The sequence below is a fragment of the Thioalkalivibrio sp. genome, assembly GCF_041690275.1.
In the GTDB taxonomy this organism is placed as follows: Bacteria; Pseudomonadota; Gammaproteobacteria; order Ectothiorhodospirales; family Ectothiorhodospiraceae; genus Thioalkalivibrio.
In genome coordinates this window covers 1-13,271 of the sequence record NZ_JAWLHP010000069.1, presented here as the reverse complement: position 1 = coordinate 13,271, position 13,271 = coordinate 1, and the positions used below count along the sequence as shown (strand labels likewise).

11 protein-coding genes are annotated in these 13,271 nt (G+C 69.3%); 7 read left to right on the top strand and 4 right to left on the bottom strand.

All coding sequences use genetic code 11. The features are described 5' to 3' along the window. Nucleotides 1–6 precede the first annotated feature (6 nt). The 3 genes from ACESMN_RS11875 to ACESMN_RS11865 all read right to left on the bottom strand — a co-directional run bounded on the left by ACESMN_RS11875 (nt 7) and on the right by ACESMN_RS11865 (nt 3,362). A complete protein-coding gene (locus ACESMN_RS11875; RefSeq protein WP_373053814.1) occupies nt 7–1,368 on the bottom strand; it encodes a sigma-54-dependent transcriptional regulator in 1,362 nt (453 codons plus the stop codon). A 102-nt stretch (nt 1,369–1,470) separates the two neighbouring features. Further along, the gene (locus tag ACESMN_RS11870) at nt 1,471–3,120 is read right to left on the bottom strand and encodes a two-component system sensor histidine kinase NtrB (protein WP_373053816.1); all 1,650 of its coding nucleotides are present in this window, start codon (nt 3,118–3,120) and stop codon (nt 1,471–1,473) included. Then, complete coding sequence (locus ACESMN_RS11865; RefSeq protein WP_373053813.1) at nt 3,120–3,362, bottom strand: PP0621 family protein; 243 nt, start codon at nt 3,360–3,362, stop codon at nt 3,120–3,122. The genes ACESMN_RS11870 and ACESMN_RS11865 overlap by 1 nt, the downstream gene beginning before the upstream one ends. Nucleotides 3,363–3,496: 134 nt before the next feature. Between ACESMN_RS11865 and sucC the strand changes: the two genes are divergently transcribed. The 4 genes from sucC to ACESMN_RS11845 are packed head-to-tail and all read left to right on the top strand — an operon-like array spanning nt 3,497 to nt 7,637. Then, nucleotides 3,497–4,657, top strand: coding sequence for an ADP-forming succinate--CoA ligase subunit beta (gene sucC, locus ACESMN_RS11860; RefSeq protein ID WP_373053812.1), 1,161 nt, complete (start codon nt 3,497–3,499; stop codon nt 4,655–4,657). Beyond that, on the top strand, nt 4,654–5,523 hold the full coding sequence (gene sucD / locus ACESMN_RS11855; protein ID WP_373053811.1) for a succinate--CoA ligase subunit alpha: 870 nt from the start codon (nt 4,654–4,656) through the stop codon (nt 5,521–5,523). Before sucC ends, sucD begins: the two co-directional genes overlap by 4 nt. 30 nt (nt 5,524–5,553) lie before the next feature. After that, a complete protein-coding gene (locus ACESMN_RS11850; RefSeq protein ID WP_373053810.1) occupies nt 5,554–7,302 on the top strand; it encodes an NAD+ synthase in 1,749 nt (582 codons plus the stop codon). Beyond that, on the top strand, nt 7,299–7,637 hold the full coding sequence (locus tag ACESMN_RS11845) for a P-II family nitrogen regulator (protein ID WP_373053809.1): 339 nt from the start codon (nt 7,299–7,301) through the stop codon (nt 7,635–7,637). The genes ACESMN_RS11850 and ACESMN_RS11845 overlap by 4 nt, the downstream gene beginning before the upstream one ends. Before the next feature lie 82 nt (nt 7,638–7,719). On the opposite strand, the gene ACESMN_RS11840 is transcribed toward ACESMN_RS11845, so the two are convergent. Beyond that, nucleotides 7,720–8,574, bottom strand: a complete 855-nt coding sequence (locus ACESMN_RS11840; protein ID WP_373053808.1) for an outer membrane protein assembly factor BamD — start codon at nt 8,572–8,574, stop codon at nt 7,720–7,722. 46 nt (nt 8,575–8,620) lie between these two features. Here ACESMN_RS11840 and rluD point away from each other — a divergent pair, with 46 nt between their 5' ends. The 3 genes from rluD (at nt 8,621) to clpB (ending at nt 13,157) form a co-directional block, all read left to right on the top strand. Continuing rightward, on the top strand, nt 8,621–9,598 hold the full coding sequence (rluD, locus tag ACESMN_RS11835; RefSeq protein ID WP_373053807.1) for a 23S rRNA pseudouridine(1911/1915/1917) synthase RluD: 978 nt from the start codon (nt 8,621–8,623) through the stop codon (nt 9,596–9,598). Next, nucleotides 9,595–10,335, top strand: a complete 741-nt coding sequence (pgeF, locus tag ACESMN_RS11830; RefSeq protein ID WP_373053806.1) for a peptidoglycan editing factor PgeF — start codon at nt 9,595–9,597, stop codon at nt 10,333–10,335. The genes rluD and pgeF overlap by 4 nt, the downstream gene beginning before the upstream one ends. A gap of 254 nt (nt 10,336–10,589) precedes the next feature. Further along, entirely contained in the window at nt 10,590–13,157 is a 2,568-nt protein-coding gene (gene clpB, locus ACESMN_RS11825) for an ATP-dependent chaperone ClpB (RefSeq protein ID WP_373053815.1), read from the top strand. Nucleotides 13,158–13,271: the final 114 nt, after the last annotated feature.

Below are 13,271 nucleotides of genomic sequence, written 5' to 3'. Positions count from 1 at the left end.
CTCCCACTAGTCGATACCAAGCTTCTTCAGACGATAACGGAGCTGCCGGAAGCTCAGGCCGAGCAGCCGGGCCGCCGCTGTCCGATTGCCGCCCGTCCTGGCCAGCGCCGCCTCCAGCGCGGCGCGTTCCTGTTCCGCGAGCTGATCGTCCAGCCCCACGCTGTCGCTGACGGTCAGCGCCGCGTTGCGCTGGGCGGGCCCGCGTTCCGGGAACTCGAGCGCATCGGCGTCGATCACCGGCCCGTCGACCATTACCGCGGCCCGCTCCAGGATGTTCTCCAGTTCCCGCACGTTTCCCGGGAAGTGGTACCCGGCGAGGCGGTCCATTGCAGCGGATTCCAGCGACAGGGGCGGGAGTCCCCAGCGGTCCGCGATCTGGCCGAGGATGTGCTTGGCCAGGGACGCGATGTCTTCGGGGCGTTCCCGCAGCGGAGGCACCCGCAGCTCGACGACGTTCAGACGGTAGTACAGGTCCTGACGGAAGTGCCCCTCGTCCACCTCGGCCGCAAGGTCCTTGTGGGTGGCCGACAGGATGCGGACGTCGACGTTCTCCTCGCGCGCCGAACCCACCGGCTTGATGGCGCGTTCCTGCAGCGCGCGCAGCAGCTTGACCTGCAGCGCCAGCGGAAGCTCGGCGATCTCGTCCAGGAACAGTGTGCCCCCGTGTGCCTCGCGGAACAGGCCGACCTTGTCCCGAACCGCCCCCGTGAAGGCGCCCTTGCAGTGTCCGAAGAACTCGCTCTCCATCAGCTCTGACGGGATCGCACCGCAGTTTACCGGGACGAAGGGCTGATCGCTGCGGGAGCCGAGACGGTGGATCTCGCGGGCGACGAGCTCCTTGCCGGATCCGGATTCGCCGAGGATCATCACCGGCGCCTGGCTGCGCGCCAGCCGCGCGACCTTTCCGCGCAGCTGGTTCATGGCCTCGGAACGCCCGAGCAGCGGACCGGGATCCGTCGACTCGGCAGGGTCCTGCAACGGATCATCCGGGGCCGGGGCCTTCCCCAGTTTCAGCGCGTTGTCGATCAGCCGGCGCAGCATGTCCAGATTGACCGGCTTGGTCACGAAATCGAAGGCCCCCAGCTTCAGCGCGCTCACCGCGCTGTCGACGCTGCCGTGGGCGGTGATCACCGCGACCGGAAGGTCGGGGCAGTGACGCTGAATGTGCTCGACCAGTTGGAGGCCGTCGCCGTCAGGCATGCGCATGTCGGTCAGACACAGATCGAAGGTGCGCTGGCCGACCAGGTCCAGTGCCTCCCGCATGCGCGTGGTGCTGGTGGTTTCGATGCCCATGCGCTGCAGCGTGATCTCCAGCAGCGCGCAGATGTCCGGTTCGTCGTCGACGACCAGCACGTGCTTGATGCTCATCCGCCGCCCTCGGGATGCGTGGCTCGTGATCGTTGCTGCGCTTGCGTACATGACCTGGGATGACACTCGGTTCGGACAGTTGGGGGGGGCGTCGGCCCCCGCTCATCCCGGGTTGTCGGCCAGGGTTGGCGGTTCCTTGAGATTCGACCCCTGGACGGGCGAATCCGTGGGTGCGAAGAGGATCCGGAAGCATCCCCCCCGGGGCTGCTGCACATACTCGAGCGCAGCGCCATTGTTTTCGCAGAGTAGCCTCGAGATGTAAAGCCCCAGTCCAGTGCCGCCCGGCGACTTCGAGGAGAACGGCTCGAAGAGCCCCTCGCGGTCCTCGGGCGGTACCCCGGGGCCGTCGTCGATCACGTCGAGGGTGACGGAGCGGCGTATCTGGCCCGCGCCGCCGCGCAGGACCACCGGGGCGCTGCCGGGCTGGTCGTGACCGCCGTGCAGCCGGGCGTTCATGCACAGGTTCCACAGGGCCTGGTTGAGCTGTGACGGATCGAACAGCACCTCGGAATCCTCCGGATGGATGCTGATGCGCAGCGAACTCCGGGGCATCTGTGTCGCGCTGCAGAAGTCCTCGGCGAAGCGCTCGAGCCGCTCCCTGAGGTTCAGCATCTCGCGCTGCGGGGAACCGCCGCGCGACAGGCCGAGGACGTTGCGGATCACCCCATCGACCCGCTGGCTCTGCTTCTGGATGATGTCGAGCAGGCGCTGATCGGGGGCGCCGAGGTTCGGCGATTCCGCGAGCAGCTGGGCGCTGTGGCTGATCGCCCCGAGGGGATTGCGGATCTCGTGGGCAATGCTCGCGGTCAGCCGGCCCATGGCCTCCAGCTTCGCGGCCTGCGCCCGGCGCTTGCTCTCCGCGGCGTCGTCGATCAACAGCAGTGCGCCCTGTTCCCCGAACATCCCCAGCGGCGCCAGGCGCACCTCGAGTTCCGTCTGTTCCTCGTCTCCGGGGATCACGTGGAGCTCCGAGCGGCCGCTGTGCTCCTGCCAGTGCGCAACGATCGCCTTGAGGCGGGGCGACAGCTCGTCGATCGTCGACCCGCTCCGGGGCGGCAGCAGGCGGCGCGCGGCCTCGTTGATGCTGAGGACGTTGCCCTCCGGATCCAGCGCGATGACCCCGGCGCCCATGCGGGCGATGATCTGGGCGTTCAGTTCGGCCATGCTGGCAAGGGCCATCTCCTGGCGCACGGCGCGCGCCTCGCTGCTGCCCGCGCGCTGGGCGAGCCGCGAGGTCAGCACCACCGCGATGAAGAGCGTCGCGCCGAGCAGGCCGGCCTGGGTCGGGCCCGCCGCAAATGGCCACGGCATGGCGGGCCCGATCAGCAGCTCGGTCAGCAGGATCATCAGGGTCGCCAGGGCCGCGATGAACAGGCTGGTCCGGCCGCGGGTCATGGTGGCGGTCGCGGCGACTGCCGGAATCAGCAGCAGGCCGAGGCCGCTCTGCACGCCCCCGGCAGTAAGCAGGATCAGGCTGATCGCGAGGACGTCCAGCAGCGCGCCTCCAATGGCCTTGTACTGCAGCAGGCCCCTGAATTCCCCGTCGGGATTGCGTGCCACCACCACCAGCACCAGCGCGAACACCAGGTAGGCGGAACCGATGAACAGGTAGGACACGGGTGCCGGGGGCGCGAAGCCCGGATCGCCGGGAGCGAGCGTCGCCAGCCAGATCAGGAAGAGGGCGACGAAGAGCCGGTACAGCGCGGTCAGCCAGAGTGACCGCGAAATCTCTTCATGGGCGATCACGGGGATCAGCCTTCGCTACGATCGCGCTGGTCCACAAGGGCATGGTCCCGGGAACAATACATGCGGTTGCCGGAACGATAGGCCTCGAGCTGTGGCACGTGAACGCCGCAGTGCGCGCAGCGTACCACCGCGCCCTGCTGCTTCAGCCGCTCGGGCTGCTCGGGCCTGTTACGTCCGGCGCTGCGAAGGAGCGTGCGGACAATCAGGAACACGCCCACGATCGCGGCGATCAGCAGCAGCAGTCTCATGCCCGGATTCTAACATCAGGTCCGTCTGAGGCGGTGAGGCCCGGGCCGACCACAGGAACCCGCCTCGCAGCGCAACCCGCACCGCATCCGGTGACGGTTGTGGCTGGACCGGTGGCTCGCTATGCTCAGCGCGCATGAACCTTCACGAATTCCAGGCCAAGGCCCTGTTCCGCTCGTCCGGCATCGCGGTGCCGCAGGGCGAACTGATCACCGGCGTGGAAGATGCCGGTGTGGCCTGGGCGCGGCTCGATGGCGGGACCGCACTGATCAAGGCCCAGGTGCACAGCGGTGGCCGCGGCAAGGCGGGCGGTGTCGTCGCGGTCGGGAGCGCCCGGGAGGCCGAAGAGGCCGCCGGCCGTCTGCTCGGGTCCCGGCTGGTCACGGCACAGAGCGGTCCCGAAGGTCTGCCGGTGGACCAGCTGCTGATGGAGCCGGCCGCGGCAATCGATCGCGAGTTCTACTTCGGGATGCTGGTGGACCGTGCCCGTGCGTCCATCGTGATGGTCGTCTCTGCCGAGGGGGGCATGGACATCGAGACACTGGCGCGCGAGCGTCCGCAGGCCGTGGTGACGCTGCCGATCCACCCGGCCACCGGGGTGATGCCCTTCCACGGTCGCCGCGTGGCGCGGATATTCGGCCTGCAGGGGGAACCGGCGCGGGCCGCCGGCCAGCTGGTGCAGGATGCCCATCGCCTGTTCCGGTCAGCGGACGCGCAGCTGCTGGAGATCAACCCGCTGGTGCTGACCGCCGATCAGGAACTGCTCGCGCTCGACGCGAAGCTGGTGATCGATGACTCGGCGGCATACCGGCAGCGCGAGATCTTCGGCCTGCGCGACGCGCGGCAGCGGCACGAGGCGGAGGAGCGCGCCCACGGACATGATCTCAATTACATCCGCCTGGACGGCGACATCGGCTGCATGGTCAACGGGGCCGGGCTCGCGATGGCGACCATGGACCTGATCCAGCATCACGGCGGTCAGCCCGCCAATTTCCTGGACGTGGGCGGGGGCACCACCGTGGAACGCGTGACCGCCGCCTTCAAGCTGATCCTCTCCGATGCCTCCGTGCGCGCGGTACTGGTGAACATCTTCGGCGGGATCGTGCGCTGCGATCTGATCGCGGAGGGCATCATTGCCGCGATCCGCGAGGTGCAGGTCCAGGTGCCGGTGGTGGTGAGGCTCGAGGGCACGAACGCCGAGGCAGGCCGCGAGGCCCTCGCGCGCAGCGGGCTGGATATCGCGGCCGCCGCAGATCTCGACGAGGCGGCACGGGCCGCCGTGGAGGCCGCGGCGTGAGCGTCCTGGTCGATCGCGATACCCGGGTGATCTGCCAGGGCTTCACCGGGAAGCAGGGCACCTTCCACTCGGAACAGGCCATCGCCTATGGCACCCGGATGGTCGGGGGCGTGACGCCGGGCAAGGGCGGGCAGCGGCATCTGGATCTGCCGGTCTTCGATACCGTCGCCGAGGCCGTGCAGGAGGCCGGCGCCCAGGCGACCATGATCTACGTGCCCGCCGCCTTTGCCGCGGATGCGATCTGCGAGGCGGCCGATGCGGGCGTCGAACTGGTGGTCTGCATCACCGAGGGCATCCCGGTGCAGGACATGATCCGCGTGAAGCAGTACCTGGTTCAGGGCCGAACGCGCCTGATTGGTCCCAACTGCCCGGGGATCATCACGCCCGAGGCCTGCAAGGTCGGCATCATGCCGGGTTACATCCACCGCCGCGGCCGCGTCGGTATCGTGTCGCGCTCGGGCACCCTGACCTACGAGGCGGTAAAGCAGACCACGGACCTCGGCCTGGGGCAGAGCACCTGCATCGGGATTGGCGGGGATCCGATCCAGGGGCTCGACTTCGTCGACTGTCTCCGGCTGTTCGCCGGGGATCCGGAGACCGAGGGCGTGCTGCTGGTCGGCGAGATCGGCGGCGAGGCGGAGGAACGGGCCGCAGCCTTCATTCGGGAGTCCTTCGACAAGCCGGTCGCGGCCTACATCGCCGGGGCCACCGCTCCGCCGGGCCGCCGGATGGGCCACGCGGGCGCGATCATTGCCGGCGGGCAGGGTACCGCGGGTCAGAAGATCGCGGCCCTGCGCGAGGCGGGTGCGGAGATCGCGGCGAGTCCGGCAGAGCTCGGTGCCGCAATGGCCCGGGCCCTCGGCTGAAGCGCACGCAAGCGGAGCCGGGCCAATACGATGCCCTCCAGAGCGAGTCTGCGCATGGCCCTGGTCCAGATGAATCCCGTGGTCGGAGACCTGCGCGAGAACGCCTCGCGCATGCTCGAGGCGTCGGAGCGTGCACGGGTCCTGGGCGCGGACGTCGCGGTCTTCCCCGAACTCGCGATCACCGGCTACCCGCCGGAGGACCTGCTCCTGCGGCCCCGGTTTCTCCAGGATGTCGCGGCGGAGATCGAACGCGTCGCGGCCGGTGCCCGGGGGATCGACCTGGTGATCGGCGCACCGCTGGCGACCGGCGCCGGCGTGATCAATGCGGCGCTGCTGCTTCGTGACGGCCGGGTGCGGGCACAGTACGCGAAGCACAGGCTCCCCAACTACAGTGTCTTCGATGAGCGCCGCTACTTTCATCCCGGCACCGAGGCCGTGGTACCGGAGATTGCGGGGCTGCGGGTGGCACTGACCGTCTGCGAGGACATCTGGCGGCCCGAGCCGACGGCCCTGGCGGCTGCGGCCGGTGCGGAACTCGTCCTGAATCTGAACGCGTCCCCCTACCACCGGGGCAAGACCGCGGAACGCGAGGCGGTGGTTCGGGCGCGCGTGCAGGAGACCGGCCGCCCGGTGGTGTACCTGAACTCGGTGGGGGGACAGGACGAACTGGTCTTCGACGGACGCTCCTTCGTGGTGGCGGCCGACGGAGCGGTGCAGCCGCTGCTGCCGGCCTGGGTCGCCGGTCTTGCGGTGATCGACGTGGAGCGGGCGGGGGACGGTGTCCTGCGGATACGCGAGCAGGCGGTCGAACTCGAGCACCCGCACCCCGACTCGCTGGTCTGGGGCGACGACGAGGAGGGTGCCGCCGCGGAGCCCGCCGTGGTCGACCCGGAGGCCCTGGACATGTACCGCGCGATCATGGTCGGGATCCGCGACTATGTGCGCAAGAACGGCTTTTCGGGCGTGCTTCTGGGGCTTTCCGGCGGCATCGATTCCTCCCTGACCGCGGCCCTGGCCGTGGATGCCCTGGGACCCGACGCGGTGGAGGCGGTGATGATGCCGTACCGATACACCGCGTCGATGAGCATCGACGATGCCCGGCAGACCGCGTCATGGCTCGGCATCGACTACCGCGAACTCGCGATCGAACCGATGGTGGAGGCATTCCGGGCAGGCCTGCGGGAGTCCTTCCCGGACCAGAACCAGAACCCCGGGGACGTGACCGAGCAGAATCTGCAGTCACGTTGCCGCGGAGTCGTGCTGATGGCCCTGTCCAACCGGACCGGCAAGCTGCTGCTCGCCACTGGCAACAAGAGCGAGATGGCGGTCGGCTATGCGACCCTTTACGGCGACATGGCCGGGGGGTTTGCCCCCCTGCGCGACGTGACCAAGCAATGGGTCTACCGCCTGGCGCGCATGCGCAACGGGATCAGCCGGGTGATCCCCGAACGCGTGATCACCCGCCCGCCGAGCGCGGAACTGGCACCGGACCAGCAGGACGTCGACAATCTGCCACCCTACCCGGTGCTGGACGAGATCCTCGAGGCCTTTGTGGAGCAGGAGTCCTCGGTGGACGAGATCGTCGCGCGCGGTTTCGACCGGGAGACCGTGGAGCGCATCGCGCACATGGTCTTCCTGGCGGAGTTCAAGCGGCGCCAGGCGGCCCCCGGTGTGCGTGTGTCCGCGCGCGCCTTCGGCCGCGACCGGCGCTATCCCATCACTTCCGGCTATCGCGAGGGCCGGAGGGGCGAGCAGCCCCATTCCCAGGAGGAGTCATGAAGAAGATCGAAGCGATCATCAAGCCGTTCAAGCTGGAGGACGTGCGAGAGGCCCTGACCGAGGCCGGCATCACCGGCATGACCGCAACCGAGGTGAAGGGTTTCGGACGGCAGAGGGGGCACACCGAACTCTACCGCGGCGCCGAGTACGTGGTGGACTTCCTGCCCAAGGTGAGGCTCGAAGTCGTGGTTGACGACGGTCAGGTGGACCTGTGCATCGATGCGATCGTGAACGCGGCGAACACCGGCAAGATCGGCGACGGCAAGATCTTCGTCACCCCGGTCGACCGCGCCGTGCGCATCCGCACCCGCGAGGAGGGTGCGGACGCATTGTAGCGGGAACCGGGCGCAAGGCGAGCCGCATCCCCGGGGGCGCCGGGCAACGCCGTCGTGATTGGCGCCGCCCGGACGGCCCGCCTCAGTTCGCGAAGAAGGGCAGCCGCTCGAACCAGCCCCGCAGCCCACCCGTCTCCGCGTCGATGACCACGGGCTGCCCGGCCAGAACCGCCTCCGCCTGCTCGGGGTAGTTCAGTTCCAGCACCGCCATCGTGTTCTCGGCGTGCTGGTCGAGATCCAGCGCCCGGTAGCTCTGGTAGAGGATGGCCAGCGCCTGCGGCATGACTGCCGCACCGGGATAGCGCTCCACCACGTACCGGGCGCGCTGCACGGCCGCGACCCAGGCCCGGCGCTCGATGTAGAACTGGGCCACCCGGAGTTCGTGCGCAGCCAGGGCATTGCGGATGAAGACCATCCGCTGCCGGGCGTCCGGCGTGTAGCGGCTCTCCGGGTATTCGCTGACCAGACGGCCGAAGTCCTGGAAGGCCTCCTCCAGCGGCTGGGTGTCCATCTCCGCCGGATCCATCGGGAAGGCCCGGCTCAGGAGCCCCTGGTCAGGGTCGAAATTGACCAGTCCGCGCAGATAATAGGCATAGTCGAGATTCGGATGCCGGGGGTTCAGCTGCACAAAGCGGTCGACCGCGGCCAGTGCCGCCTCGGCTTCGCCGGCCTTGTAGTAGGCGTAGGGGATCTCGATCTGCGCCTGCTGCGCAAAGCGGCCGAAGGGAAAGCGGGCCTCCAGCAGTTCGTAGTATTCGACCGCCTGCGGGTAGTTCCCGGAATCCAGGGCGGCCTTCGCCTCCCCGTACAGCTGGCTCGCCGACCAGTCCGCCGTCGGGTCCTCCTGCAGGGCCGCGCAGCCGGACACGGTTAAGATGACGGCCAGGACGATCAACCAGCGAACTACCGACACGGTGGGGCCTCGAGAACAATGCATCAGGCGCGGATTCTACAGCAATGCGGCCGGGGGCCGCGTGGCGGCAATGGCCGGTACTGAACGGCGGTCCGTGATGCTGCCGCGGGAACTGGCGGGGCAGCGCCTCGATGCAGCGCTTGCGCGCGTCTTCGCGGAATACTCCCGCAGCCAGTTGAGCCAGTGGCTTCGCGAGGGGATGCTGACGGTCGATGGCGCTCAGCCGAAGCCCAAGACGACCGTGCGGGGCGGAGAGGAGATATGTCTGGTGGTCCCGGAGCCCCCCGAGTCCGCCGCGCGCGCAGAGGCGATCGACCTCGACGTGGTGCACGCGGATGCGGCGATCATCGTGGTCAACAAGCCGGCCGGGCTCGTGGTGCATCCCGCGGCCGGGCATCCCTCCGGCACGCTGGTGAACGCGCTGCTGCACCATGCCCCGGAACTCGCGGCGCTGCCGCGCGCCGGCATCGTGCACCGCCTGGACAAGGAGACCACCGGGCTGCTGGTGGTCGCGCGCACCCCGGCCGCACGGACCAGCCTGGTGCGCCAGCTCCAGCAGCGCAGCGTGCACCGGGAGTACCGGGCATTGGTCCGCGGCCTGCCGATCAGTGGCGGGACCATCGATCGCCCGATCGGCCGCCACCCGGTCGACCGCAAGCGCATGGCGGTGGTCAGCGGCGGCAGGCCGGCGGTGACCCACTACCGGATCCTGGAGCGCCTGCGCGCGCACAGCCTGCTGGCGATCCGCCTGGATACCGGGCGCACTCACCAGATCCGCGTGCACATGGCTCAGGCCGGTCATCCCGTGGTCGGTGACCCGACCTACGGCGGGCGCCCGCGGCCGGTGCGCGGGATGACCGAGGCGGCGGCGCAGGCGCTGGCGGCCTTCCGGCGCCAGGCGCTGCATGCCGCCGTTCTCGGCCTGATGCACCCGGTCACCGGTGCCGAGTGCCGTTTCGAGGCCCCGCTGCCCGCTGACTTCCAGGCGCTGCTCGATGCCCTGGAGCTCGACGCCGCGGCGATGGAGGCCTCCGGGGACCGGCCGTGAGCGGCCTGCCGCTGATCGTTCCCGACTGGCCGCTGCCGCCGAACCTGCGCGCGGCCCAGACCACCCGCGCCGGTGGCGTCAGCACCGGACCGTGGCAGAGCCTCAACCTCGCGCTGCACACGGGCGACGACCCGGAGGCCGTCCAGCGCAACCGGAGCCTGCTCGCCGCGGCACTGGAGCTGCCCCAGCCGCCGGTCTGGCCGACACAGGTGCACGGTGCCGCGGTGGTTGATGCGGCGGCGATGACCGCCGCGCTCGAGGCCGATGCGGTGGTCGCCCGTGCTCCGGGCGAGGTCTGCAGCGTGCAGACCGCCGATTGCCTGCCGGTGCTCTTCGCGACGCTCGACGGACGCGAGGTCGCCGCCGCGCACGCGGGCTGGCGCGGCCTGGCCGGTGGTGTGCTGGAGGCCACGCTCGATGCCCTGGGATATCCCCCGGCACAGGTCACCGCCTGGCTCGGTCCCGCGATCGGCCCGGAGGCCTTCGAGGTGGGCCCGGAGGTCCGCGCGGCCTTCGTCGGCCGGGATGCCGAAGCCGCGGACGCCTTCAGACCGGGCACCGGCGACCGCTGGTTTGCCGACGTCTACCGCCTCGCCCGCCTCAGGCTCGAGCGCGCGGGCCTGCGCGAAATCCACGGTGGCGGCCGCTGCACCCACGCCGAGCCCGAGACCTTCTTCTCCTACCGCCGCGACGGCACCTGCGGCCGCATGGCCACCCTGATCTGGCGGGTGGCCTGAGACCCGTTCATCTGACGGGGGTGCCCGGATGCGGAGCCGACCTCGCGGTCTGCGGGACGCCGGCCAGCCCGCCAGATTCACCGCGTGGCACCACCTGCCGCGTGGCACCGTTTGCCGCCGCGCAACATCTGCCGCGAGCTACCCCCGAATGCAGCCGCAGTGCACAACACCGCTCCGGCCCTTGAAACGGTCGCACATACCCCCACCTTGTGTGTCAGATCAAACTTCTTCCCGAGGGGAACCCGTTCATGCGTATGGATCGACTGACCACGAAATTCCAGGAGGCGCTGGCCGACGCGCAGTCGCTGGCCGTTGGCCGCGATCATCAGTTCATCGAGCCGGTGCACGTGCTTGCGGCGCTGCTGAACCAGGAGGGCGGTACCGTGCGGCCGGTGCTGGAACAGGCCGGTGCGAACGTGAACCAGCTGCGCTCCGGGCTCGGCGAGGCGCTCGGGCGCCTGCCCCGGGTGGAGGGCACGCCCGGCGAGGTCCACGTCTCCAACGACCTGAACCGGCTGCTGAACGTGGCCGACAAGCTCGCGCAGCAGCGCAACGACCAGTACATCTCGTCGGAGCTGTTCCTGCTGGCGGCCGCGCAGGATCGCGGTGCCGCGGCGGAACTCCTGAAGAAGGCCGGCGTGACCCAGGCAAACCTGGAGGCGGCGGTCGAGCAGATGCGCGGCGGCGCCAGCGTCGATGATCCGAGTGCCGAGGACACCCGCCAGGCACTGGAGAAGTACACCATGGACCTGACCGAGCGCGCCGAGCAGGGCAAGCTCGATCCGGTGATCGGCCGCGACGAGGAGATCCGCCGGGCGATCCAGGTGCTGCAGCGGCGCACCAAGAACAATCCGGTGCTGATCGGCGAGCCCGGTGTCGGCAAGACCGCGATCGTCGAGGGCCTGGCCCAGCGCATCATCAACGGCGAGGTGCCGGAGGGCCTGAAGAACAAGCGCGTGCTGGCGCTCGACCTCGGCGCGCTGCTCGCCGGCGCGAAGTACCGTGGCGACTTCGAGGAGCGGCTGAAGGGCGTGCTGAAGGACCTGTCGAAGGAAGAGGGCCGGGTGATCCTGTTCATCGACGAGCTGCACACGATGGTCGGTGCCGGCAAGGCCGAGGGCGCAATGGATGCGGGCAATATGCTCAAGCCCGCGCTGGCGCGCGGCGAACTGCACTGCATCGGCGCGACCACGCTCGACGAGTACCGCACGCACATCGAGAAGGATGCGGCGCTGGAGCGGCGCTTCCAGAAGGTGCTGGTGGACGAGCCGACGATGGAGGACACGATCGCGATCCTGCGGGGCCTGAAGGAACGTTACGAGGTGCACCACGGAATCACGATCACCGACCCCGCGATCGTCGCCGCCGCCCAGCTGTCGCAGCGGTACATCACCGACCGGCAACTGCCGGACAAGGCCATCGACCTGATCGACGAGGCGGCCAGCCGGATCAAGATGGAGATCGACTCCAAGCCGGAGGAGATGGACCGTCTCGACCGGAGACTGATCCAGCTGAAGATCGAACGCGAGGCGATGAAGAAGGAGACGGACGAGGCCTCGCGCAAGCGCCTCGCGGCGCTGGAGGACGAGATCACGCGGCTCGAGCGGGAGTATTCCGATCTCGAGGAGATCTGGAAGGCCGAGAAGGCGGCGGTCACCGGCGCCGCGCAGACCAAGGAAGAGCTCGAGCGTGCGCGCATGGAGCTCGAGGCCGCACGACGCGCGGGGGACCTGAACCGGATGTCGGAACTTCAGTACGGCCGCATCCCGGAGTTGCAGAAGGCACTGGAGCAGGCCTCCGAGATGGAGGGCAAGGAGACCCGGCTGCTGCGCAACAGTGTCACCGACGAGGAGGTCGCGGAGGTCGTCTCGCGCTGGACCGGGATCCCGGTGTCCAAGATGCTCGAGGGCGAGCGGGACAAGCTGCTGCGCATGGAAGAGGCCATTTCGCAGCGTGTGGTGGGACAGGAAGAGGCCCTGCACGCGGTTGCGAATGCGATCCGGCGTTCCCGCGCGGGGCTTTCCGATCCGAACCGCCCGAACGGATCCTTTCTGTTCCTCGGACCGACCGGCGTGGGCAAGACCGAGCTGACCAAGGCGCTGGCCTCCTTCCTGTTCGACACGGACGAGGCGATGGTGCGGATCGACATGTCGGAGTTCATGGAGAAGCACTCGGTGGCCCGGCTGATCGGCGCGCCTCCCGGCTACGTCGGTTACGAGGAGGGCGGCTACCTGACCGAGGCGGTGCGCCGCAAGCCGTACTCGGTGATCCTGCTCGACGAGGTGGAGAAGGCGCACCCGGACGTGTTCAACGTGCTGCTGCAGGTACTGGACGATGGCCGGCTCACCGACGGCCACGGGCGCACGGTGGACTTCCGCAACACGGTGATCGTGATGACCTCGAATCTCGGTTCGCAACTGATCCAGGAGATGGCCGGAGAGGAGAACTATCCGCGCATGAAGGCCGCGGTGATGGAGGTGGTCGGGCAGCACTTCCGGCCGGAATTCATCAACCGGGTCGACGACGTCGTGGTCTTCCACCCGCTGGGCCGGGAGCAGATCCGCGCGATCACCGACATCCAGCTCGCCATTCTGCGCGACCGCCTGGCCGAACGCGACATCGCGCTGGAGGTCAGCGAGGCCGCGCTCGACCGCCTGGGCGAGGCGGGATTCGATCCGGTCTACGGGGCCCGGCCGCTGAAGCGGGCAATCCAGACGCAGGTCGAGAATCCGCTGGCGCAGCGGCTGTTGTCCGGTGAGTTCGCGCCGGGTGCCGTGGTGCACATCGACGCGGATGACGGCGGCCTCGTGTTCCGGTCCTGAGCGCCGTCCCATCCTGGCCCCCTGTGGGAGCGGCCTCTGGCCGCGAGGGAGGGCCGGGGCACCTGGAGCAACGCCGCATTATCGCGGCTGGAAGCCGCTCCTACATTCCCGGTC